The 23,960-nt window shown below is 45.1% G+C and carries 18 protein-coding genes and 1 pseudogene; 17 read left to right on the top strand and 2 right to left on the bottom strand.

The genetic code is table 11. From position 1 onward, the window contains the following. Positions 1–30 precede the first annotated feature (30 nt). The 5 genes from araA (at position 31) to larE (ending at position 5,887) form a co-directional block, all read left to right on the top strand. Positions 31–1,530: an L-arabinose isomerase gene (gene araA, locus DWW77_RS04415; protein ID WP_118608113.1), complete on the top strand. Its 1,500-nt coding sequence runs from the start codon at positions 31–33 to the stop codon at positions 1,528–1,530. A gap of 18 nt (positions 1,531–1,548) precedes the next feature. Further along, on the top strand, positions 1,549–3,153 hold the full coding sequence (locus tag DWW77_RS04410) for a xylulokinase (protein WP_118608112.1): 1,605 nt from the start codon (positions 1,549–1,551) through the stop codon (positions 3,151–3,153). Between the two features lie 91 nt (positions 3,154–3,244). Then, complete coding sequence (locus DWW77_RS04405; RefSeq protein ID WP_286187985.1) at positions 3,245–3,607, top strand: inorganic diphosphatase; 363 nt, start codon at positions 3,245–3,247, stop codon at positions 3,605–3,607. A 394-nt stretch (positions 3,608–4,001) separates the two neighbouring features. Then, on the top strand, positions 4,002–4,802 hold the full coding sequence (locus DWW77_RS04395; protein WP_118608111.1) for an MBL fold metallo-hydrolase: 801 nt from the start codon (positions 4,002–4,004) through the stop codon (positions 4,800–4,802). A gap of 257 nt (positions 4,803–5,059) precedes the next feature. Beyond that, positions 5,060–5,887: an ATP-dependent sacrificial sulfur transferase LarE gene (gene larE / locus DWW77_RS04390; RefSeq protein ID WP_059086776.1), complete on the top strand. Its 828-nt coding sequence runs from the start codon at positions 5,060–5,062 to the stop codon at positions 5,885–5,887. A gap of 145 nt (positions 5,888–6,032) precedes the next feature. Here the strand turns inward: larE and DWW77_RS04385 are convergent, their stop codons facing one another. Together DWW77_RS04385 and DWW77_RS04380 are read right to left on the bottom strand one after the other, a co-directional pair. After that, positions 6,033–7,997: an oleate hydratase gene (locus DWW77_RS04385; protein ID WP_118608110.1), complete on the bottom strand. Its 1,965-nt coding sequence runs from the start codon at positions 7,995–7,997 to the stop codon at positions 6,033–6,035. Positions 7,998–8,154: 157 nt separating this feature from the next. Then, positions 8,155–8,739 carry a TetR/AcrR family transcriptional regulator gene (locus DWW77_RS04380; protein WP_118608109.1) on the bottom strand — a complete coding sequence of 195 codons (585 nt, stop codon included), beginning with the start codon at positions 8,737–8,739 and terminating at the stop codon, positions 8,155–8,157. Between the two features lie 141 nt (positions 8,740–8,880). Here DWW77_RS04380 and DWW77_RS04375 point away from each other — a divergent pair, with 141 nt between their 5' ends. The 12 genes and pseudogenes from DWW77_RS04375 to DWW77_RS18245 all read left to right on the top strand — a co-directional run. After that, positions 8,881–9,909 carry a sugar ABC transporter substrate-binding protein gene (locus tag DWW77_RS04375; protein WP_022426664.1) on the top strand — a complete coding sequence of 343 codons (1,029 nt, stop codon included), beginning with the start codon at positions 8,881–8,883 and terminating at the stop codon, positions 9,907–9,909. Beyond that, on the top strand, positions 9,887–11,395 hold the full coding sequence (locus DWW77_RS04370; RefSeq protein ID WP_021650429.1) for a sensor histidine kinase: 1,509 nt from the start codon (positions 9,887–9,889) through the stop codon (positions 11,393–11,395). Before DWW77_RS04375 ends, DWW77_RS04370 begins: the two co-directional genes overlap by 23 nt. Next, positions 11,373–12,971: a response regulator transcription factor gene (locus tag DWW77_RS04365; protein ID WP_118608108.1), complete on the top strand. Its 1,599-nt coding sequence runs from the start codon at positions 11,373–11,375 to the stop codon at positions 12,969–12,971. The genes DWW77_RS04370 and DWW77_RS04365 overlap by 23 nt, the downstream gene beginning before the upstream one ends. Before the next feature lie 5 nt (positions 12,972–12,976). Next, positions 12,977–14,056, top strand: coding sequence for a sugar ABC transporter substrate-binding protein (locus DWW77_RS04360; RefSeq protein ID WP_286187984.1), 1,080 nt, complete (start codon positions 12,977–12,979; stop codon positions 14,054–14,056). Between the two features lie 269 nt (positions 14,057–14,325). Beyond that, complete coding sequence (chvE, locus tag DWW77_RS04355; protein WP_022426668.1) at positions 14,326–15,393, top strand: multiple monosaccharide ABC transporter substrate-binding protein; 1,068 nt, start codon at positions 14,326–14,328, stop codon at positions 15,391–15,393. Between the two features lie 85 nt (positions 15,394–15,478). Next, positions 15,479–17,017: a multiple monosaccharide ABC transporter ATP-binding protein gene (mmsA, locus tag DWW77_RS04350; protein WP_022426669.1), complete on the top strand. Its 1,539-nt coding sequence runs from the start codon at positions 15,479–15,481 to the stop codon at positions 17,015–17,017. Between the two features lie 4 nt (positions 17,018–17,021). Continuing rightward, positions 17,022–18,197: a multiple monosaccharide ABC transporter permease gene (gene mmsB, locus DWW77_RS04345; RefSeq protein WP_059086778.1), complete on the top strand. Its 1,176-nt coding sequence runs from the start codon at positions 17,022–17,024 to the stop codon at positions 18,195–18,197. 380 nt (positions 18,198–18,577) lie between these two features. Next, the gene (locus DWW77_RS04340) at positions 18,578–19,915 is read left to right on the top strand and encodes an IS1182 family transposase (RefSeq protein WP_227574384.1); all 1,338 of its coding nucleotides are present in this window, start codon (positions 18,578–18,580) and stop codon (positions 19,913–19,915) included. 707 nt (positions 19,916–20,622) lie between these two features. Then, positions 20,623–22,068, top strand: a complete 1,446-nt coding sequence (nhaC, locus tag DWW77_RS04330) for a Na+/H+ antiporter NhaC (RefSeq protein ID WP_015526033.1) — start codon at positions 20,623–20,625, stop codon at positions 22,066–22,068. Positions 22,069–22,073: 5 nt separating this feature from the next. Beyond that, a complete protein-coding gene (locus DWW77_RS04325) occupies positions 22,074–22,565 on the top strand; it encodes an amidohydrolase family protein (protein WP_015526032.1) in 492 nt (163 codons plus the stop codon). Between the two features lie 53 nt (positions 22,566–22,618). Beyond that, entirely contained in the window at positions 22,619–23,779 is a 1,161-nt protein-coding gene (gene iadA, locus DWW77_RS04320; RefSeq protein ID WP_015526031.1) for a beta-aspartyl-peptidase, read from the top strand. 35 nt (positions 23,780–23,814) lie between these two features. After that, a pseudogene (locus DWW77_RS18245) lies at positions 23,815–23,960 on the top strand (sugar ABC transporter permease); the annotation flags it as partial.

Here is a 23,960-nt window from a genome sequence, read left to right as displayed (position 1 = left end):
ATTAATTTTATTTTAAGGAGGATCTTTCACATGAAAACAGGAAGAGATTATAAATTCTGGTTTTGCACAGGTTCACAGGATCTTTACGGAGATGAGTGTCTCCGCAAGGTAGCCGAGCATTCCAAGATCATCGTAGAGGAGCTGAATAAATCCGGTGTACTTCCGTTTGAGGTTGTATGGAAACCAACGCTGATCACAAATGAGCTGATCCGTAAAACCTTTAATGATGCCAATGCAGATGAAAATTGTGCCGGCGTGATCGCATGGATGCACACATTTTCCCCGGCAAAATCCTGGATCCTTGGTCTCAAAGAGTATCGTAAACCGCTGTGTCACCTTCATACACAGTTCAATGTGGAGATTCCCTATGACACCATTGATATGGACTTTATGAATGAGAACCAGTCCGCACATGGCGGCCGTGAGTTTGGCCATATGGTAACCCGAATGGGAATCGAGCGTAAGGTCATTGCAGGACACTGGGCAGACAAAAAGGTCCAGGAGCGTCTGGCATCCTGGATGCGTACTGCAGTTGGTATCATGGAAAGCAGCCATATCCGTGTATGCCGTGTTGCGGATAACATGAGAAACGTAGCCGTAACAGAGGGCGATAAGGTTGAGGCTCAGATGAAATTCGGATGGGAGATCGATGCTTATCCGGTTAATGAGATCGCAGAATATGTTCAGGATGTAAGCCAGGGAGATATTGATGTTCTGGTAGAAGAATATTATAATAAATACGATATGATTCTGGATGGACGTGACCCTGAGGAATTTAAGAAGCATGTAGCAGTCCAGGCAGGGATCGAGATCGGTTTTGAGCGCTTCCTCGAGGAGAAAAATTATCAGGCTATCGTAACACACTTTGGTGATCTGGGCTCCCTGAAACAGCTTCCGGGACTTGCGATCCAGCGACTGATGGAAAAAGGCTATGGCTTCGGTGGCGAGGGTGACTGGAAAACAGCAGCTATGGTTCGCCTGATGAAGATCATGGCAGCAGGAAAAAAGGACGCCAGGGGTACTTCCTTTATGGAGGACTACACTTATAACCTGGTACCGGGTAAAGAGGGAATCCTTGAGGCACATATGCTGGAGGTTTGCCCATCCGTTGCTGATGGCAAGGTCAGCATGCGTGTATGCCCGCTTTCCATGGGAGATCGTGAAGATCCTGCAAGACTGGTATTTACTTCTAAGACAGGTCCTGGAATCGCAACATCCCTGGTTGACCTTGGTGACCGTTTCCGTCTGCTGATCAATGAGGTTGAGTGTAAGAAAACAGAGAAGCCGATGCCTGCACTTCCGGTAGGTACTGCATTCTGGACACCGAAGCCGGATCTTTCCACAGCAGCAGAAGCATGGATCCTTGCCGGCGGCGCACATCACACTGCATTTACCTATGACCTTACTGCAGAGCAGATGGGTGACTGGGCAGCAGCTATGGGTATTGAAGCGGTTTATATTGATGGCGATACAACGATCCGGAATCTGCAGAATGAGCTGAGATGGAACAGCATGTATTTCAGCAAATAATATGGGAGGTTTTTTACAATGGGAGTAAATGAGGCAAAAACAGCAATTCTTGAGAATCGCACGGCTCTTGGTATTGAGTTTGGTTCCACAAGGATCAAGGCAGTTCTGGTGGACGATAAGAACCAGCCCATCGCATCCGGAGCCTATGAATGGGAGAACCAGTATGTGGATGGTATCTGGACATACAGCCTGGAGGAGATCTGGAAAGGTCTCCAGGGCAGTTACCAGGATATGGCAGAAGATGTTCAGAAAAAATATGGAGTGGAGCTTACAAGCGTAGGTGCGTTTGGTGTCAGTGCCATGATGCATGGCTATATGCCGTTTAATAAAGAGGGAGAGCTGATGGTACCGTTCCGTACCTGGAGAAACAACATCACAGGAGAAGCCTCTGAGAAGCTGGCAGAGCTTTTCCATTACAATATCCCTCAGAGATGGAGCATCGCACACCTGTATCAGGCGATCCTTAACGGTGAGGAGCATGTAAAAGATATCGATTATATCACCACTCTGGAAGCCTATGTGCACTGGAAACTCACCGGAAAAAGAGTTCTTGGTATCGGTGATGCGGCAGGTATGTTCCCAATCGACAGTGAAACGAAGGACTATAACGAGGAGATGGTTCAGAAGTTCGATGAACTGGTTGCGCCTTATGGTTTCCCATGGAAGCTTCGCGATATTATGCCGAAAGCTCTGGTGGCAGGTCAGGATGCAGGAGTTCTTACTGAGGAAGGCGCAAAGCTTCTGGATGTAAGTGGAAAGCTGAAAGCTGGAATCCCGATGTGTCCGCCTGAGGGAGACGCAGGAACCGGTATGGTTGCCACAAACAGTGTCCGCCGGCGTACCGGAAATGTTTCTGCGGGAACATCTGTATTTGCCATGATCGTCCTGGAGAAGGCACTTTCCAAACCGTATAAAGAAATCGACATGGTTACTACTCCGGCAGGAGATCCGGTTGCCATGGCACATTCCAACAACTGTACTTCGGATCTGAACGCATGGGTAAATGTGTTTAAGGAATTTGCAGAAGCTATGGGCATGGAAGTAGATATGAACAAACTGTTCGGAACTCTTTATAACAAAGCCATGGAAGGCGACCCGGACTGTGGCGGACTTCTTTCCTACTGCTATTTCTCCGGTGAGCATATGACTGGTTTTGAAGAGGGACGCCCACTGTTTGTACGTTCTCCTGAGAGTAAATTTACACTGGCAAACTTTATGCGAAATAATCTTTACACCTGCCTCGGCGCCATGCGTGTAGGTCTGGATATCCTTCTGAATCAGGAGCATGTAAAGATTGATAAGCTTCTGGGCCATGGCGGCCTCTTTAAGACAAAGGGTGTCGGCCAGCAGATCCTTGCAGATGCGGTAAATGCACCGGTATCTGTAATGTCCACAGCAGGAGAAGGCGGAGCCTGGGGAATCGCGCTTCTGGCTTCCTATCTGATCAACAAAAAAGATGGTGAAGACCTTGCAGACTTCCTGGATGAGAATGTCTTCAAAGGAAACGAAGGCAGTACACTTGCGCCGGAAGCTGAAGGTGTGAAAGGATTCAACGCATTTATGGATCGCTATATGAAAGGTCTTGGCATTGAGCGTGCGGCTGTAGAGTCTGAAATCTGGTAAAACGAAGAATAGATTGAAATAAAAATCTTCGATTTACTGGCATAATAGAAAAATCTGTTAATTTCTTGTATGTGCTTAAAGAGGAATATAAATGAAGCAGATGGTTTATGAGAATAAGAAACCGACTCCGGGCCAGCTTGTACATATCATGATCGACCGTCCAATGAACAGTTATCATCCGGAACACAAAGAGCTTTTTTATCCGGTAAATTACGGCTACATCGAAGGAATCATCGCTCCGGACGGCGAGGAACAGGATGTTTACGTTCTGGGGATCGATCATCCGGTAAAAGAATTTACAGGAAAAGTGATAGCCATCATCCACCGCCTTAATGATGTGGAAGACAAATGGGTGGCAGTTCCGGAAGATATGACCATGACAGCTCAGGAGATCAAAGAACAGGTCCGGTTTCAGGAACAGTATTTTGAGACAGAGATAGAGATGCTGGAATAACAAAAATATAAAACAGGAGTAGACATGGTACGCCATGTGACTGCTCCTGTTTTTGTACAGGATCCATATATTATATATTTCTGTTATCTGCGATGCAGATAAACTGGATGACAGAGGATGCAAGGGAGCACCGGACTGGATTCTGTGAAAACAGAAATATATGAAGATTTGTGGATTGATTTTTCTGCTATGAAAATGAATGGATCTTATTGAAAATAGTTCTTCATAATGTTATCATTGGACACGAAAAACACAGAAAAAATAAGAAAACAAAAAATTAAACGGTTGTATATTTGTCTGTAATATGACCAGAGATAGCCGGTCAGAGTGTCAGAGAGCAGAATGGTGGGTGGCTGAATGTTTGATGACCAGGGCTATACAGGAGGAGAACAGAATGAAATTAACCATGCTTGGAACAGGTAACGCACTGGTAACAGAGTGCTACAATACATGTTTTGTGCTCAGCGATGAGTACGGCCATTTTCTGGTTGACGGAGGCGGCGGAAATACGGTGCTTTCCCAGCTGAAGAAGGCTGGCGTTGATCTGATGGATGTTCATGAGATCTTTGTTACACATAAGCACGTAGACCATATCATGGGGATCGTGTGGGTGATCCGCATCATTTGCCAGAACATGAAAAAAGGCACTTATCAGGGCGAGGCAAACATCTATGCTCATGATGAAGTGATCGGACTTCTCAAAGACATGGCATTTAAGCTTCTGAATAAGAAGGAGACACAGTACATCGGTGACAGACTTCATCTGATCGAGGTAAAAGACGGCGAGGAAAAAACAATTCTTAATAAGAAAGTGACCTTCTTTGATATCGGTTCCACCAAGGCGAAACAGTTCGGTTTCCAGATGATCTACGACGGCGGTAAGGTGCTTACCTGCTGCGGAGACGAGCCATACAATGAATGTGAAGAGAAATACGCAAAAGGCAGCGACTGGATGTTCCACGAAGTATTCTGCCTGTATGGACAGCGTGATATCTTCAATCCATATGAGAAGCATCACTCCACAGTTAAGGATGCCAGTGAGCTGGCTGAGAACCTTGGAGTTAAGAATCTTGTCCTGTATCACACAGAGGATAAGAACATTAAGAAACGTAAAGAGCTTTACGGAGCAGAAGGCAGAGAGTATTATCACGGAAATTTGTTTGTTCCGGATGATCTTGATGTGATCGAAATGTAATAACTGTAAAAAGAAAGACTGGAAGTATGGCATATGCTGTATTTCCGGTCTTATTATGTTTGGAAACAGAGAGGATACTAATAAATTTCATAGTACATCTGTCAGGTAGAAAAATACTTGTATGGCAAAAAGGTATCGTTTACAATAAAGAATACACACATAGCATTGCAAGAGCATGTCAATAAGAACAGATCTGAAAATTACAGATTCGGATCCGGCAAAAATAAGATTTTACAAATTACGAGGTGACAGAACATATGCCAGCAACAGATAACATCACACTTGAAAAAAAATACAGAAAACTCCAGGAAATCCTCCGTTCCCTGGGAAGTGTAGCCGTAGCTTTTTCCGGTGGAGTGGACTCCACATTTTTACTGAAAGCTGCACAGGAAACACTTGGTGACAAAGCTATGGCCATTACCGCATGTCCATGCTCCTTCACCGACAGAGAACTGAAAGAAACGCAAGATTTCTGCCAGGAAAATCACATTTGCCAGGAGATATGCAAGATCAACGAATTCGACATCCCGGGGTTCCGTCAGAATCCGCCGGACCGCTGCTATATCTGTAAAAAAGCCATCTTTACCAGACTTTGGGAAGTTGCAAAGGCGCGCCATATGAACATGATCGTGGAAGGTTCCAACATGGATGATCTGGGCGACTACCGTCCGGGAAAAAGGGCTATCCAGGAGCTTGGGGTCCGCAGTCCGCTCCAGGAAGCAGGCCTCTATAAAGAAGAGATCCGGGAGCTGTCAAAAGACATGAATCTTCCAACCTGGAACAAGCCATCCTTTGCCTGTCTTGCTTCCAGATTTGTATACGGTGAGACCATTACCGAGGAGAAGCTTCACATGGTAGATCAGGCCGAGCAGTTTCTGATGGATCTGGGATTCCATCAGTTCCGTGTTCGCATCCACGGTACCATGGCAAGGATCGAGGTTCCGGAAGAAGAGATCCTGAAAATTGCAGATAATGAAACAAGAACAAAGATCACAGAGAAATTCCGCACATTGGGATTTTCTTACGTGACTCTGGATCTTCAGGGCTTCCGTTCCGGAAGTATGAATGAAACACTGGGAAAATAAGTATCAGAAAATAAAATAATCCCCCGGAAATACCGCGCGAGAAGTATTTCCGGGGGATTGCTGCACGAATAGAACCGGAGGCTCCGTTACTGTTTTCAAATCTTAATTTTCGGATTGAGAATATCTGTCTGGCAGGCTGTATATCTTACATATAATCCTTCAGCACATCATGATCCCGCAGTACCTTCTCAACCACAGTACCCTTCACAACATTAAGAAGTGGCTTCTTCAGTGCATTTAGCGGCCCTGGCAGCTGGATCTCCAGCGGGGATTTTCCGTCCATCAGTTTCACACTGCTGTCCAGAAGCTCACGGATATCGTAAACGCTTCCCCATACTTCCGGAACCCCACGGTCTACACCGAAAAGTCCGTATACAGCCTCCATTGCAGTACGTACGGAATATTCTGTTGTGAATACGGTATCACGAGGAGTTTCCGCAAACTGGCCCAGGAATGCAAAGTTTACACAGCCATCCGGGATAACATCCGGGCGGTCACCTTTGGTACGCGGCATGAAGAAGGCGGTGATGTACGGCATCATGGTCGGAACGCAGACAGCGCTGTTTTCTGCCATATCGTCGATCTGATCTACCGGAACACCCAGGTGGTACAGCCACTCGGCGGTAATTTCCTTACCGGTACAATCCTTCATCGGCTTCTTGATATAATCACCGGGAACATCTGTGAACAATCCGTAAACCCATACACAGACCTTCTTCGGATCCTGTTCCCTGAACTGTCCCTGACGGTTGATGGTCCAGCTTAAGAGCCATTTGGAATCCTGGCAGCTTACGATACCACCGGTAACAACCTTGCCGGTACGTGGGTCACGCTGGCAGATGTTGGTGATATAAGGGATGATACGGTCATCCAGAGTGGTGACAGTAGCGGATTCCCAGTTTGTTCTGGAAATGTCTGAGCAGAATTTCTCCGGATGTCCGAATGACGGATCCTGAGCTGCGATATTTTTCCACAGGGACCAAACGCCACTGGTACGGACCTCCGCATCGCCGTTTGGCGCGTGGTTCTGGTCGCCGTAGATCGTACCCTCTGTACAGCTTCCGTTAGTGACGAAAACATAATCATTTTCTGTAAGAAGGATGCCCTGCTCCACATCTTTTACCTTGCACTCGATAGCAGTGGCGATCTTTTTGCCATCTTTAAAATTAAAGATCACGTTTGTGACCTCAGTATTAAACTGGAAGTCAACACCTGCATCCTCCAGATATTTTTTCATGGGAAGAATCAGGGATTCGTACTGGTTGTACTTGGTGAATTTCAGGGCGCTGAAATCCGGAAGACCTGCAATGTGGTGGATAAAACGCTGGAAGTAAAGCTTCATCTCCAGAGCACTGTGCCAGTTTTCAAATGCGAACATGGTTCTCCAGTACAGCCAGAAGGTGGAATCAAACACTTCATCATCAAATACATCTTCGATGGTTTTATCGTAAAGATCCTCATCCTTTGTCATAAACAGCTTCATGATCTCCATGCAGCCCTTCTGGCTCAGGTTAAATTTTCCGTCGGTATGGGCATCCTGTCCACGGTTGACGGTTGCACGGCAGAGAGAATAGTTCGGGTCGTGCTTGTTCAGCCAGTAGAACTCGTCCAGAACAGAAGCACCCGGTTTTTCAAGAGAAGGAATACTGCGGAAAAGATCCCACAGGCACTCGAAATGGTTTTCCATCTCACGACCGCCACGCATGATATAGCCTCTGGACGGATCAAAGATTCCATCGCAGGCACCGCCGGCAATATCCATGGCTTCCAGGATGTGGATATGATCACCTGGCATCTGTGCGTCTCTTACCAGGAAGCATGCAGCAGCCAGGGAAGCAAGACCGCTTCCTACAATGTAGGCATGCTTGTCGTCCACACCTTCCGGTTTTTCCGGACGGGCAAAGGCTTCGTAGTTACCGTTGGAATAATAAATCCCTTTGCTGTTTTTGTCATGTTTTCCACGCTCGGTGTTGCGGTAGTTTGCAGTAGTTTCTTTCACATGGAGGTTTTCCTCTTCGTTGATCTCTCTTGTTTTTTTCATCAGCATGGCTGCGCCGGCTCCGGCTGCCGCAAGTGCTGCAAGTCCCATGAATCCTTTTTTATCTGACATATGACATCCACCTTTCGTAAATGAGATACCTGTTTGTATCGGATTAACTGTTCTTTGTTGCTGTTGAGGCTATGATAGCCCATCCGGAAAAAAGATTCTATTTACAAAATACCGAAAGTGTTCAGTTTTTTATCATTATGTCTGTTTTGATAAGTTTTTATTCTGTATGCATTTCTGCTGTTTTGTTTCTGGCGGCAAAATTGCGGATGGCGTTGTCGATGCTTCCGTACAGTGCGGTTGCGATATCATCTGCGATTTCGCGATAATCTTCGCGCATGCCGTTTTTGATCCAGTCCAGCATGATCCCTACAAAGCTGTATTTATACAGATCTGCGATAAAAATTTTCTGTTCATCCGTGATGGGGATATCTTTTGATTTTTCTGTTACCACGCCCATAAGAAGATCGCAGGTAAGCTGGAACAGATAATTCTCGATCTGTTCCCGTCCCACACACCGATATACATTTAAGATGAAAGGCTTGTTTTCCATCACGGCATCAAAGATCTGCAGAAGCCCTTCATGCCAGGTGGAAGAGGTTTTTTTGCCCTGAAGGGCAATTCTGGCATCTTCCAGACAGCACCACTCCACAAGATCATAGATATCTTTGAAATGATAGTAAAAAGTCATGCGGCTGATCCCGCAGTCCGTAGTCAGGTCGTTGATGGTGATCTTATCTAAAGGCTTCTTAAGAAGCAGATGTTTCAGGGATTCTTCCAGGGCAAGCTTGGTTGCGTTTGTCATGTCTTGCGGCCTCCTTTGGCAATGTTATAGTTATTAATATAACATGAAAGTGCACAGAAAATCCATGTTAAGCAGTGACTTTTCTGTGGAATTATGATAAACTAAACTTTGAATATTTTGTGAAACAGAACGGAGTGTACTATGAAGAAAAAATCAGTTTGTATCCTGCTGATCTTTGCTGCCGTGATAGTACTTACTTATGTGACAGGAGAATCCTATTACAGAGGAATCAGTGAAAAAGCAGGGTTGGATAAACAGGAAGAGAAAATATATAAATACCAGTACGACATGATCGTGGACAGCCCCGATTCCCAGTTCTGGCAGGCAGTATATGACAGTGCGAAGAAAAAAGCAGCTCCCAATAATGTACTGATTGAGATCATGGGGCCGGACAGAGAAACATCCTATGATAAACTTGATTATATGAATATGAGCATTGCGGCCAAGGCGGATGGTATTATCTTGCAGTATAATGGAGAAGCCGGTCTGGAAGAAGCAATCAATACTGCAGTAAGAAACGGAATACCGGTGGTTACAGTCATGAGTGATGCGGTGCACAGCCGCCGCCAGAGCTTTGTGGGAGTCAGCGATTATCAGCTTGGCATGGCTTACGGGGAAATTGTTGCCAAATACGTGGATGAGAACACGAAGAAGATCCTAATCCTGCAGAAACGGGACATTGATGATATGAACGAAAGTCAGATATACACTCAGATCAGCAATGCGGTGAAGATGGCAGCTGGTTCTGAGGATATTGAGATCAAGGGAAGGAATCTTCTGTCAACAGGAACCTTTGAAACAGAGGAGGCAGTTACTGATATTTTTCAGCAGAAGCGGAATGTTCCGGATATCCTTGTGTGTATGGATGAGGAGACAACGGAGTGTGCAAGACAGGCAATTCTGGATTTCAACCTTGCAGGAAAAGTGAAGATCATTGGTTATTATACATCTGAGGATATTCTGGCGGCAGTTGAAAAAGGTGTTATTTCAGTTACCTGTGATGTGGACACGACCCAGCTGGGACAGTACAGTGTGGAGGCAGTTACCAGCTATATAGAAGATGGAAGAACCAATTCTTTCTACAACGTAGACATTAATTTTCTTGACAGAACAGCAGTGAAGAAGATGAGGAGGGAGGCAGTCACAGATGAAAAAGATCCGTTGGAGTGACTTTTCTCTTGTAAGCAAGATCATGATCGAGGTTGGCGTGCTGGCAGTTTTACTGTTCAGCATTAACATGCTGTTTTATGCGCGGATCAACAACTCCATGCAGGAGATGGATGATGTGTATGCCAGCAATGCCCAGATCACAGAGCTTGGGCAGGTTTTTGACGATGTGCAGGACAGTATGTACCAGTATCTGAAGGTAAAAAACTCTCAGGCACTGATGGATTATTATCAGAATGAGGCGAAATACAGGCAGGAGCTGGAGAAGTTAAATGAACGGAATATTGATGATTCCGTAAAACTTCTGGAGAAGAAGATACGTAAGATGTCGGAATCATATCTTTCCTGTACCGCAGGAACTGTAGCTGCCAAGAGAGGCAGGAATGTGGAGAAATATAAGCAGGAATATGATGAAAGTCTGGAGCTTTACAGTTATATCCAGAGTTCTATGGATGAGCTGAACAAGCAGCTTTTTAAAGAAAATTCCCAGACTTATGCAGCTCTCCGGGCGGTTATGAGATATCTGGAGATCAGTAATATGATGATCATGCTTCTGGTGGTGATCTGTGGAATGTTCCTTCTGATCATGGCAACAAGGGAGATGTTCCTGCCGCTGACTAATATGGCAGAAACTGCACAGCTGGTAGGTCAGGGGAATTTTAATGTAAAGATGCCCCCAGCAGATTCCAGGGATGAGCTTGGAACGGTAACAAGAGCCTTTAATACCATGGTGGATAATCTTGGTCTTTACATTGCCAGGACAAAGGCCAGCATGGAAAAAGAACAGCAGATGATAGAGAGGGAGCTTTTGATGGAAACACATCTCAAGGAGGCACAGCTTAAGTATCTCCAGTCTCAGATCAACCCGCATTTCCTTTTTAATTCCCTGAATGCAGGAGTACAGCTTGCAATGATGGAGGATGCAGAAAAAACCAGTATCTTTGTGGAAAAGATGGCAGATTTTTTTCGCTACAATGTAAAGAAGGGTGAGGAAGATGCCACACTGGAGGAAGAACTGGAGGCTGTGGACAATTACATTTATATTCTGAATGTACGGTTTGCCGGGGACATCCATTTTTCAAAAAAAGTGGAATGTGATGTGGAAAATGTACGTGTTCCCAGTATGATCCTGCAGCCGGTTGTGGAAAACGCAGTCAATCATGGAATCCGGAATATAGATTGGGAAGGACATATTGATCTCAGTGTGGAGAGATGGAACGACCATATTGAGATCAGTGTTCGGGATAACGGACTGGGCATGACCGGAGAACAGATACAAAGAGTACTGTCAAAAAAAGTCCACAGCAGTTCAGGCGAGGGTGATTCCACGGGAATCGGAATGAATAATGTGATCAGCCGTCTGGAACTGTATTATGAGCGGGATGGATTAATGGAAATATACAGTGAAGGTGAAGGAATGGGAACAGAGGTAGTGATCAATATTCCTCTGGAGAGGAGCGAAAAAAATGTACAGAATCCTGATTGCTGATGATGAGGGGATCATGCTGGAATCCCTGAAAAATATTATAAGTTCCAACTATGGAAATGAATGTGAGATCCATACAGCCAAGACAGGCCGTGTGGTTGTGGAGGAGGCGGAGAAATATCCGCCGGATATCTGCTTTATGGACATTCAGATGCCGGGCTTAAGTGGAATCCAGGCAATCCGGGAAATTCAGAAATTTAACAGATCTGTGGTCTTTGTGATCATTACAGCCTATGATAAATTTAATTATGCCAAGGAAGCGGTAAATCTTGGAGTTATGGAATTTCTTACCAAGCCGGTAAACAAAAAGGTGATTCTGGAAATATGCTCCAAAGCTATGGAAAAGGTAGATTCCACAAGACAGAAGCGAAGCGATGATCTCCGTATCCGTGAAAAACTGGAGACAGTTGTGCCCATGATCGAAAGCGGATATATCAATAATATTCTTCTGCAGGATGATTTTCAGACATATAAGGATAATTACAGGGAGCTTCTGGATATCCGGGAAGAATATGGATATATGATCGTGGCTGAATTCGGGGATTCCACGGAAAATGGCGTTCTTACCAATGCGGTGGGGGCCAGTGTGAAGGCAAACAAATTTTATTCCACATTCCGGGAAATCGCTCAAGGATTTTTTGAATGTCTGGTAGGACCCATTATGGGAAACCGTATTGTACTGCTTGTTCCGTACCGTAATTCCAGGGAGTCCTATGAGGAACGTGTGGAGGTTGTAACAAGAACCAGAAACATGGTACATAAGCTGGAAAGCAGGATCGACAGTAAATTTCGCTGTGGTATCGGCCGGGTGAAGGAGATGGGAAGCACCATGAAAGAATCCTTCAAGGAGGCTATGATCGCACTTCGGGAAAGCACCAGCCATGTTATACATATTGAGGATGTTCCGGCTGCACAGAAATATGACGGCGAATATCCAAGAGATCTGGAACGTCGCTATGAAAAGCGGGTGATGGATAAGGATGTGGCAGGAGCTTTAAGCTGTGCCGAGGAATTTATCCGGTGGATGGAGAAGCAGCCGGGAGTAGATCTGGAGGACATGCGCATCAAGATCCTGGAGCTTGTGATGGGAGTGGAAAAAAAGGCCTTTTTTGCAGGTACCGTGAAATATGCGATCAGCTGCCGCAGAAATTATATTCATGAGATCCAGGAATATACAGATATAGAAGGAATGAAAAAATGGTTCCTGGGCAAAACATCAGAAATCTGCAGTAACATGGAAAGTGCAAGGGAAAAAGAAGCGGTTTCTATTATCGAAAAAGCAAAGTCCTATATTCGGGACAATTACAAAAAAGATATTTCACTGGATGAGGTGTCACGGGAGGTGGATATCAGCCCTTATTATTTCAGCAAGCTTTTTAAGCAGGAGACCGGAGGAAATTTTATCGAGTATCTTACAGAAGTGCGGCTTCGGAATGCAAGAGAACTTCTCAAGGATTCAGGGCTTTCCATCAAGGAGATCTGTGCGGAATCCGGATACAGCGACCCCAATTATTTCAGCAGGATATTCAAAAAATACGAAGGCGTGACACCAAGTGAATTCAGAGAGAGGTTGAGGTAGACAATATGAGCGGGGGGAAAATGATCAGGAAGCTGTTGATCTTGCTGTGTCTGTTGACATTGATGCTGAATGGCTGCGCTTCCGAAAAAACAAAGCAGACAGCTGCACAGGAAAACGATACAGAGGAAGACAGTGGTGAAAAGAAAATTCAGATCGGTCTTACAGTGGATTCCTTTGTTATTGAGAGGTGGATTCGTGACAGGGATGCATTCGTGGCAACCGCAAGGGAATTGGGAGCGGAAGTGAATGTTCAGGATGCGGGAGCAGATACAAAAGAGCAGATCAGCCAGATCGACTATTTTATCAAGAAGCATATGGATGTGATCGTGATCATTGCCAGAGACTGCAAGGCATTATCTGAGGCTGTGGAGCGTGCCCACAATGTAGGGATTAGGGTGATCTCCTATGACCGTATGGTAAATGATGCGGATACAGACATGTATATTTCCTTTGATAACCGGAAAGTCGGAGAGGTCATGGCACAGTCAATGATGGAAGCGATCCCTAATGGCGGAAAGATTTTTATGGTCCAGGGATCTGCTTCAGATAACAATGTGAACATGGTAAAAGAGGGATTTGAAGACACTCTGAAAAACAGTGATCTGAAGGTGGTTTACGAAGCCAACTGTGAGGGCTGGGTCGCGGAGCTGGCAGCAGATTATGTGGAGGAGGCACTGGAAGAGTACCCCGATGTAAAGGGAATTATGTGTGGAAATGATGATATTGCCAGCCAGGTGATACAGGTTCTTGCGGAAAACCAGCTTGCCGGACAGGTGATCGTGGTAGGCCAGGATGGTGATCTGGCTGCATGTCAGCGTATTGTAGAAGGAACCCAGTACATGACAGCATTTAAATCTATCGAAGATCTGGCATGCCAGGCAGCTGAATATGCGGTGAAGATGGCAGAAGAGGGAAAGCTTCCGTCAGATGTGACAGATACCATGAACGATGGAAGCTACGATATCCCGGCGAAGGTGCTGGAACCGGTTGCCGTTACAAGGGATAATATTGATGAGGTGATCATTGACGGCGGTTTCCACAGAAGGGATGAAGTATATCTCAATACAGATTATGATACAGAGTAATGCAGAACAGATTGCATACCGGCATATATGTGGTGGTGAAATTCTGCAAGTAATGTGGCAGTGTAGCCATATGTGCAATAATACACAATTATGACAAAAATCAATAGCAGATTTTTGGTGCAAAAATGTCTTGCCTGATGCAGGGCATTTTTCTTTTGCAAAAAAATGTCTCTGTCATTGCCAACTATGTCCAGACAGTCCTGTGCTATAGTAACATCATCGAAGGAAACGTGATTCCAAAAACAAATAATGAAACGGAGGATTTTACAATGAAAAGAAAAATGGTATCTGCACTTCTTTGCGCAACAATGGTAGCTGGTATGGTGGTAGTTCCGGCAGCAACAGCACAGGCAGCAGACAAGAAACTGATCGGTGTTACCATGCCGACCAAGGATCTCCAGAGATGGAACCAGGATGGCGAGAACATGAAGAAAGAGCTGGAGGCAGCAGGATATGAAGTAGACCTTCAGTATGCATCCAACGATGTAAGCACACAGGTTTCCCAGCTTGAGAACCAGGTAGCAAACGGATGCGACCTTCTGGTTGTGGCATCCATCGATGGAAGCAGCCTTGGCGAGCCATTAAAACAGGCCAAAGAAAAAGGAATTCCGGTTATCTCCTATGACCGTCTTCTTATGAATTCTGATGCAGTTTCCTATTATGCAACATTTGATAACTACAAAGTAGGACAGAAACAGGGCGAGTACCTGGTAGACGCACTGGATCTTGATAATCAGGATGGACCGTTTAACATCGAGCTGTTCACAGGAGATCCTGGTGATAATAACTGTAACTTCTTCTTCGGTGGTGCAATGGATGTTCTCCAGAAATACATCGATGACGGTAAGCTGGTAGTAAAATCTGGACAGACAGAGTTCGAGCAGGTTGCTACCGCAAACTGGGATAGTGCAAAAGCACAGGACAGAATGGATACCATCATCGCAGGTAACTACTCTGACGGAACAAACCTTGACGCAGTTCTCTGCTCCAACGATTCCACAGCCCTTGGTGTTGAGAATGCACTGGCAGCTTCCTACACAGGAGAATATCCGATCATCACCGGTCAGGACTGTGATACACCGAACGTTAAGAACCTTGTAGCAGGAAAACAGGCAATGTCCGTATTTAAAGATACAAGAGCTCTTGCATCTGCAGTAGTAAAAATGGTTGACTCCATCATGAAAGGTGAGGAGCCGGAAGTGAACGATACAAAATCCTATGATAACGGAACAGGTGTCATCCCGACATACCTTTGCGATCCGGTTGTTGTTACAACAGATAACTACAAAGAAATCCTGATCGATTCCGGATACTACACAGAGGATCAGATCAAATAATCAGAATTTTTAAGAAAGAAATTTATCACATGCAGGCGGGGAATATAACCGCCTGCATGAACAGTGGAAAGGGAGGGAAATTGAGTTGGCTAAGATACTTCTGGAAATGAAAAATATCACCAAAACTTTCCCAGGTGTAAAGGCACTGGATAATGTTAATCTCCAGGTCGAGGAAGGCGAGATCCACGCACTGGTAGGTGAGAACGGTGCCGGTAAATCTACATTAATGAATGTATTAAGTGGTATATATCCGTACGGCTCGTATGAAGGAAATATTATTTACGATGGTGAGATCTGTAAATTTAACACCATCAAAGACAGTGAACATAAAGGAATTGTGATCATTCACCAGGAACTGGCACTGATCCCGTATATGACTATCGGTGAAAACATGTACCTGGGCAATGAAAGAGGCAGGAGCTTTTCCATTAACTGGAATGAAACTTATGGGGAAGCAGATAAATATTTGAAAATAGTGGGACTGGAGGAATCCTCCAGAACTTTGATCAAGGATATTGGTGTAGGTAAACAGCAGCTGGTTGAGATCGCAAAGGCACTTGCAAAGAATGCAAAGCTGCTCATTCTGGATGAGCCTACCGCATCACTGAACGAAGATGACTCCAAAGCTCTTCTGGATCTTCTTCTGAAATTCAAGAAGCAGGGAATGACCTCTATCATCATTTCCCATAAATTAAATGAGATTTCCTATGTGGCAGATAAGATCACAGTTATCCGAGATGGATCTACCATTGAAACACTGGATAAAAAGAAGGACGATTTTTCTGAGCAGAGGATCATTCAGGGAATGGTTGGACGTGAGATGACAGACCGGTTCCCGAAACGTCCAAATGTAAAGATCGGCGATGTTTCCATGGAAGTTAAGAACTGGAATGTTTACCATCCTCTGTATACAGAACGTAAGGTGGTAAATAACGTATCCTTTAAAGTACATAAAGGAGAGGTTGTCGGTATTTCAGGACTGATGGGAGCAGGACGTACAGAATTGGCCATGAGTATTTTTGGCAAGAGCTACGGAACTAAGATTTCCGGCCAGGTGTTCATGAATGGAAAAGAAGTGAAGCTGAATACAGTTCAGGAGGCTATTGACAACAAGCTCGCCTATGTTACAGAGGATCGAAAAGGAAACGGATTGATCCTTTCCAAGTCCATAAAGATGAACACTACGCTTGCAAACATGTCCGGTATCAGTAATGGAAAAGTGATCGATACGGATAAAGAATACGCAGTTGCTGAGGAATATAGGAAGAAACTGAAAACCAAGTGTCCGACAGTTGAGCAGAATGTCGGAAACCTGAGCGGTGGTAATCAGCAGAAGGTCCTTCTTGCAAAATGGATGTTTGCAGAGCCGGATATTCTGATTTTGGATGAACCTACAAGAGGTATTGACGTAGGTGCCAAATATGAAATCTACTGTATCATCAATGACCTGGTCGCAGCAGGAAAATCTGTGATCATGATCTCTTCTGAGCTTCCGGAAGTGCTTGGAATGTCAGACAGAATCTATATCATGAACGAGGGCAGATTCGTAGGTGAGGTAAGTGGTGAGGAAGCTACATCTGAGCTGATCATGTCCAGGATCGTGAAGTCAGGTAAAGGAGAGTAAGAAGATGGAGAAAAAGATTAGTTTTTCAGAAATATTAAAAAAATATACCATGGTCATTGTTCTGGTATTTGTTGTGATCATGTTTTCTGTGAACACAAAGGGCGTTATGCTTCTTCCGCAGAATGTAAATAACCTGGTAGCCCAGAATGCATATGTATTTATTCTTGCAACCGGTATGCTGTTCTGTATTTTAACAGGTGGTAACATCGATCTGTCAGTTGGTTCTGTTGTATGCTTTGTTGCTGCTGTCGGTGGTAAGATGATGGTTCTCAACAGTATGAACCCGTATCTCACTATGATCGTGATGCTTCTTGTGGGTATTGCCATTGGTGCATGGCAGGGATTCTGGATCGCTTATGTACGAATTCCTCCATTTATTGTTACTCTGGCAGGTATGCTTGCTTTTCGTGGCCTTTCCAACGTAGTTCTGGAAGGACAGACCCTGGCCCCGATGCCGGATGCTTATCTGGCTCTGTTCAATAACTATATTCCGGACTTCCTTGGTGGAGGTGAAGGATTTAACAGAACATGTTTTGTAGTTGGCATTATTGTCTGCATCGTCTATGTTGCACTTGTTATGAAAAACCGTGCAGACCGTGCAAAAAAAGGCTACAGTGTTGAGTCTTTCGGTGGTGTTGCAGTGAAGATGGTTCTGATCTGTGCAGTTGTTCTTGCATTCATGTTCAGACTTGCTCAGTACAAAGGTATCCCGAATTCCCTTCTCTGGGTTGTAGTGATCATCGCAATCTATACATACATTGCTTCCAAGACTACAACAGGTCGTTATTTTTATGCAGTTGGCGGTAATGAGAAGGCAACAAAGCTTTCCGGTATTGACACAAACAAGGTTTATTTCCTTGCTTACCTGAACATGGGCCTTCTGGCAGCTATTGCAGGTATGGTGACAATGGCCAGACTGAACTCATCCAACCCACAGGCAGGTACAAACTTCGAGATGGATGCGATCGGTGCATGTTTCATCGGTGGTGCTTCTGCTTATGGCGGTACCGGTACAGTTCCCGGTGTTATCATTGGTGCCCTCCTTATGGGTGTTCTGAACCTTGGTATGAGTATCATGGGTATTGACCAGAATATCCAGAAGGTTGTTAAAGGTATGGTTCTTCTGGCAGCGGTTATCTTCGATGTTGTCAGCAAGAGAAAATCTTTTATCGTAAAATAATAATAGTCAGCGAATCAGGACAGCAGGTTTTCGGAGTGATCCGGAACCTGCTGTTTTTGGGTGTATATACTGTTGTTTTATGTAAGGTTATTTTGTTACTGTTCACTGGTCAATGTCATTTAGTTAATTTTCAAGGTTAGATCTTATACATGAGGTCTAACCTCTTTTTTAGTTTTTCCCTAAATAGGGGTTGACACTTCAACTCAAATGTGCGGCCGCTCTCACTACTGATTGGTTTTTAGAAGTAGTGAGAGCGGCCCTTGTAGTTAAAGAAGCATCTGCACGATGCAAATACAACTACAAGGAGATTTTTTTATGCTACAAAACCAAATCAAAACCATATTTAAAAGGGCACTGAAAAAGTCTGATTCTAAAAAAGAATTGGGCTTTTTTGTGAAAATTTCGGTCGCCCGGCAAAGGAACCAGAAATGATGTTTAAACTGCTTTTCCTGAAAAAACTGTACGATCTTTCTGACGAAGCCCTGATTAGCAGCGCCCAGACGGACATGGCATATAAATTTTTCCTTGACCTGGAACCAGAAGCAAAAATGATAGATCCCAGTCTTCTCACAAAATTCAGAAAAACTCGTATTACAGAAGATATTCTGGAAGAAATGTTAAAAGAAACCATTCAACAGGCTTTGGATAAAAATCTGATCAAATCGGGAACCATTATCGTTGATTCCACCCATACAATTGCTTCTGTCTGGGCAAAATCTCCAACGCAGATTCTGCGGGATATGAGCAAACAACTTCGGAAAGAGGTTTATAAAACAGCTTTTGAATTATCAGAGCGATTTCCTGAGAAACCCTCTTTGGAAGCAGGACTGGATGAAGAAATTGCCTATACTAGGGAACTACTCCAGGTTCTGGAGGAAGGAATAAAATCCTGTGGAAATAAAAAGATACAGAAACTTTCTCATGAAATGAAAGAACTACTAGAAGATGAGCGGCTCAAAGAGATCCGATCCAAAGATGATAAAGATGCACGGTTTGGACATAAAACGGCAACCAGTACGTTCTATGGATATAAGAATCATCTTGCGATGACTGAAGAACGTCTCATTGCGGGGATCACTGTAACAGATGGAGGAGCACCAGATGGGCAGGAATTACCAAAACTGATAGAAAACGCGAAGGAAAATGGAATAAAAGTTACAGAAGTTATAGGCGATATGGCATATGTCAGTGATGACAATCTGGAAGTCTGCGGAAAAGAGATTACATTGATTGCCAGAACCAATACAGCAGTAGCTGCTGCAGCAAACGGGAACCTTGAGGAAGGTTTCTGCTTTAATAAAGATGCTGGGATGCTGCAGTGTCCTGCCGGAGAGCTTTCCACGCGTGTAGAAAAAAGAACGGCAAAAAATGGGAATACTTATTTAAGATATATATTTAGCAAAGTAACGTGTCGGAAATGTCCCCAAAGAGAAAAATGCCGTGTAGGAAGATCAAACGCTAAAACAAGAAGCTACAGTATCACGCAAGCAAGCGAGAAAAATCTTGAAAGGCTTAAATTTGAAGAAAGCGAATATTTTCAGGAGCGAATGAAGATTCGGCACAGGATAGAAGAAAAGAATGGAGAACTAAAGGAAGCTCACGGTTTGCGTAAAGCAGATTCGAGAGGTTTATTTGCTATGCATCTGCAAATGTATTTTACGGCATTTACAGCAAATGTAAAACGAATAGTAAGATTAGATGAGCTGGCTATGGAGTAAACCATAGCTTTTTATGATTTTCCTAAGTAAAGATTTGAAAATAATATAAAAGAAAAACTTCCACTTAAGAAGAAATGGAAGTTTTTCAGTGCCCTTCAAATACAAGGGGTGTGGCACTTTTATCTGCATACACGAAACATAGTAATGTTTTATCTCCGCTTACTTTTTTTCTGAATTCCTTTCATTTTCCGTTTTGTTATGAATTGATAGTCTGTTCTGAATCCACAGGTTTCGTGGAGATCGTCAGTGATTTTCTGACGTTCATATACCGGCATGAAACCCTGTTCTTCTACATCTGCAAATTTTATGTCTTTTAAAATATGGAGCAATTGTTCTGTAGTATAAGTTCCTTTCAAAGCGCGGTTTAATAACCGGATTTGTATAGGACTGAGTGATATAAAAGGACTCGGAATTTTTTGATTTTGATGTTGTTATACGCACAATAATTACCGCTTCCACTGTTATAGTACATATCACTAAATATTACTATATAATAAAAATTTGACAAAAAAATAAGCCTGTTTCAAGGCTTTGCGGTACTTTTTTGAATTTCAATGTGTCAAACTCCCGTGTAACAAGAAAATAAAAAAATATAAAGTTTTAGTTGTTGCCCGTTATCTTTTCTGATATAATAAGTCCAAATCTTAATACTCTGCCGTGATAAAATGTGAAACTGTCACGAAGGAGGCTAAAAGGAGAAACTACAAATGAAAGAAAAGAAAGAACGGGCCAAACGTCTGCCCACTTTTGCGGAATCGATCACACCGATCGTCGCAATGCTCCTGATCCTTACCATCGGAAAAGGCGTATTCGGCTACAGCACAGAGCCGCTTCTGATCATGGTAGCTGCAATCGCAGCATTTATCGCGTTCCGTGTAGGCATTACCTGGGATGAGATGATGGATGAGATCTGCACCAAGATCGCAAAGGGCATGCCTGCCATCCTGATTCTTGTATGTGTTGGCGCTATGGTTGGTACCTGGATGGCATCCGGTACCATTCCGATGATGATTTATTACGGCGTCCAGATCGTAAACCCGAAATTCATGCTGGTTACCGCGTTCCTGATCGAGGCAGTGGTTTCGGTTGTTACCGGTACCTCCTGGGGTTCCGTTGCAACCATGGGTGTTGCCCTGATGGGAATCGCAAGCGCCCTTGGCGTATCCCTTCCGGCTACTGCAGGCGCCTGCATCGCAGGTTCCTACTTTGGTGACAAGATGTCTCCGCTGTCCGATACCACAAACCTGGCTCCGATCGCGGCAGGCAGCACACTGTATGAGCATATCGGACATATGTTCTACACCACTGTCCCAGCAACCATCGTTTCCCTGGTGGTATATGCCATTGTTGGTATGAACGCAGATGTAAGCGCAGATATTACTTCTGACACCGTTACTACTTTATTAAGCCAGCTTTCTTCCATGTACAGCTGGAACCTGCTGATCATCATTCCGGTAGTGATCGTGCTGGGCGGCTCCCTGCTTCAGAAGCCAACCATTCCGGTTATGCTTCTTTCTACTTTTGTAGCAGGCTTGGAGAGTGTCTTCATTCAGCACGTAGCGTTAGGAGATGTGTTAAAGGCAACCGTAAACGGTTTTGATGTATCCATGATCCACCGTGCAGGATTTGACACCGAGACCTGTTCCGAGGCCGTAACCAAGCTGTTAAACCGCGGCGGTATGAACGGCATTATGAGCACCACACTTCTGGTATTCTGCGCATTCTGCTTCGCAGGTATCATGAGCCGGGCTGGCTGTCTGGATGTGGTACTCCAGAAGATCTTAAGCGTGGCAAAGAGTACCGGTGCGCTGATCACCGCAACCGTTGCAGCCTGCATTACCATGGCACTGACCACCGGTAACTCTTACCTTGCCATTCTGATTCCGGGCGAGATGTTCCGTGACGCTTACAAAGAGCGCGGGCTTGCGGCAAAGAACCTGTCCAGAACCCTTGAGGATGCCGGTACCGTAGTTGTACCGCTGATCCCGTGGTCCGCAGCAGGTGCTTACATGGCTTCCACCCTTGGCGTAGAGACTTTGGATTACCTTCCATGGGCAATCCTGTGCTACACCGGCTGGATTTTTGCAATCATCTGGGGCTTTACCGGATTTGGTATTGCCAAGCTCGATGATGAGAAGAAAAAGGAGAACTAAATACGATGTCCAGAGTGCTTTTGATTAAAAACGCGAATCTGTATGATCCGGATCCAAAAGGAATCCGTGATATCCTGATCGTAGATGAAAAAGTATTTTCTGTGGCAGAACACATCGATCCACCGGAACTTTCTGCTCCGGTGGAAGTTGTTTCTGCAGATGGAAAAATGGTAATTCCTGGTTATGTGGACCAGCATGTTCATGTGATTGGCGGGGGCGGCGCAAAGCTTCTGGTTACACGGCTTTCTTCCCTGCATGAGGAAGTGCGTGATGCTGTAAAGGCAGGGGTTCCGGTGGAAAAAGCCATCCGCATCTGCGGGGAGAACCCGGCCAGAGCCAACGGATTATTCCCGAAAAAGGGCTGCATCCGTCCGGGCAGCGACGCGGATCTTGTGATCCTGGATGAGGAATTTCTGGTAGATACGGTATTTGTCCGTGGACAGAAAATGGTGGAGTATGGAAAAGCACTGGTAAAAGGCACCTTTGAGACAGACTGACAGAAGCTTTGAAATAGAAAAGCGGAAAAGAAAGAGACAGGAGAATTGACATTATGATCAAGTTACTGAAAAACGCGAATGTGTACGCACCGGAGAAACTGGGAAAGAAAGATATCCTTATTGAGGGGGAAAAAATCCTTCTGATGCAGGATACTATTGAGGGATATGAGGGACTTCCGGGAGTGGAAACCTATGATCTGGAGGGAAAGACCGTTGTTCCGGCTTACATTGACATGCACGTGCATATCACAGGCGGCGGCGGAGAGCAGGGGCCGGCATCCCGTGTACCGGAATCCCAGCTCAGTGAATTCTTCAAAAATGGTATTACCACGGTAGTCGGACTTCTGGGAACCGATGGCGTAACCCGCAGTGTGGAAAATCTGGTCGCAAAAGCTCGCGCCCTGACCGAAGAGGGCATGACCGTGTACACTCTGACCAGTTCCTATGGTTACCCGCCGACCACCCTGACCGGAAGTGTAGAGCGCGATATCATCCTGGTTCCACCGATGATCGGTGTGAAGGTAGCGGTATCGGACCACAGAAGCTCCAACCCAGGCGGAGAAGAGCTGATCGCGCTGGCTACTGCAGCGCGCAGAGCCGGCTTACTCAGCAATACCCCTGGCCTGGTAACCATGCACATGGGTGACGGAGAGGGAAGACTGGATCCGATTTTCTATGTGCTGGATCATTCCGACGTTCCAGCCAAGAACCTGCTGCCGACCCACATCTTACGCAATCCTGGACTGATTGATGCCGGCGCGGATCTGGTGCGCCGTGGCGGCTACATTGACTGCACCGCCGGCGCCGATGATGTGGAGGTCGAATCCGATGCTCTGAAGCTCTATGAGCTGTTGCACCGCGAAGATGTGAGCCTGGATCATGTAACCATGTCCAGTGACGCGTTCGGAAGCCAGCCGCGCTTCAACGAAGAGGGCGAGTGCATTGGCCTGACCTACGCGTCCCCGAAGTATCTGCACCGTACCATCCAGATCCTGGTAAGAGAGGGCATGCCGCTGGAGGATGCCTTACAGCTTCTGACCAGCACTCCGGCCGTACTCCTTGGCAAAGAAGGAATCAAGGGCTGTGTAGCGGAAGGCGCAGACGCAGACCTTCTGGTACTGGATGAGAATCTCAACATCAACAGCCTGTTTGCCCGCGGCAAGGTCGCTGTGTGGGAGCAGGAAGTGAAGATGAAGGGCAGATTCGAGCAGTAAGGAAAAACATACAGGAGAAGGACTGTGATTGACTTATTGGTGGTGCTTCTGCTTATGGTGGTACCGGTACAGTTCCTGGTGTTATCATTGGTGCACTTCTGATGGGTGTTCTGAATCTTGGCATGAGTATCATGGGTATTGACCAGAATATCCAGAAGGTTGTTAAAGGTATGGTTCTTCT

This window comes from Ruminococcus sp. AF17-12, assembly GCF_003479245.1.
Taxonomy (GTDB): Bacteria; Bacillota; Clostridia; order Lachnospirales; family Lachnospiraceae; genus Blautia_A; species Blautia_A fusiformis.
This window is presented reverse-complemented; position numbering and strand designations above follow the sequence as displayed.

Excerpts from the sequence above, each read along its gene's own strand:
- araA (WP_118608113.1), top strand. The coding sequence starts at position 31 with ATGAAAACAGGAAGAGATTATAAATTCTGGTTTTGCACAGGTTCACAG.
- DWW77_RS04410 (WP_118608112.1), top strand. The coding sequence starts at position 1,549 with ATGGGAGTAAATGAGGCAAAAACAGCAATTCTTGAGAATCGCACGGCT.
- DWW77_RS04405 (WP_286187985.1), top strand. The coding sequence starts at position 3,245 with ATGAAGCAGATGGTTTATGAGAATAAGAAACCGACTCCGGGCCAGCTT.
- DWW77_RS04395 (WP_118608111.1), top strand. The coding sequence starts at position 4,002 with ATGAAATTAACCATGCTTGGAACAGGTAACGCACTGGTAACAGAGTGC.
- larE (WP_059086776.1), top strand. The coding sequence starts at position 5,060 with ATGCCAGCAACAGATAACATCACACTTGAAAAAAAATACAGAAAACTC.
- DWW77_RS04385 (WP_118608110.1), bottom strand. The coding sequence starts at position 7,997 with ATGTCAGATAAAAAAGGATTCATGGGACTTGCAGCACTTGCGGCAGCC.
- DWW77_RS04380 (WP_118608109.1), bottom strand. The coding sequence starts at position 8,739 with ATGACAAACGCAACCAAGCTTGCCCTGGAAGAATCCCTGAAACATCTG.
- DWW77_RS04375 (WP_022426664.1), top strand. The coding sequence starts at position 8,881 with ATGAAGAAAAAATCAGTTTGTATCCTGCTGATCTTTGCTGCCGTGATA.
- DWW77_RS04370 (WP_021650429.1), top strand. The coding sequence starts at position 9,887 with ATGAAAAAGATCCGTTGGAGTGACTTTTCTCTTGTAAGCAAGATCATG.
- DWW77_RS04365 (WP_118608108.1), top strand. The coding sequence starts at position 11,373 with ATGTACAGAATCCTGATTGCTGATGATGAGGGGATCATGCTGGAATCC.
- DWW77_RS04360 (WP_286187984.1), top strand. The coding sequence starts at position 12,977 with ATGAGCGGGGGGAAAATGATCAGGAAGCTGTTGATCTTGCTGTGTCTG.
- chvE (WP_022426668.1), top strand. The coding sequence starts at position 14,326 with ATGAAAAGAAAAATGGTATCTGCACTTCTTTGCGCAACAATGGTAGCT.
- mmsB (WP_059086778.1), top strand. The coding sequence starts at position 17,022 with ATGGAGAAAAAGATTAGTTTTTCAGAAATATTAAAAAAATATACCATG.
- nhaC (WP_015526033.1), top strand. The coding sequence starts at position 20,623 with ATGAAAGAAAAGAAAGAACGGGCCAAACGTCTGCCCACTTTTGCGGAA.
- DWW77_RS04325 (WP_015526032.1), top strand. The coding sequence starts at position 22,074 with ATGTCCAGAGTGCTTTTGATTAAAAACGCGAATCTGTATGATCCGGAT.
- iadA (WP_015526031.1), top strand. The coding sequence starts at position 22,619 with ATGATCAAGTTACTGAAAAACGCGAATGTGTACGCACCGGAGAAACTG.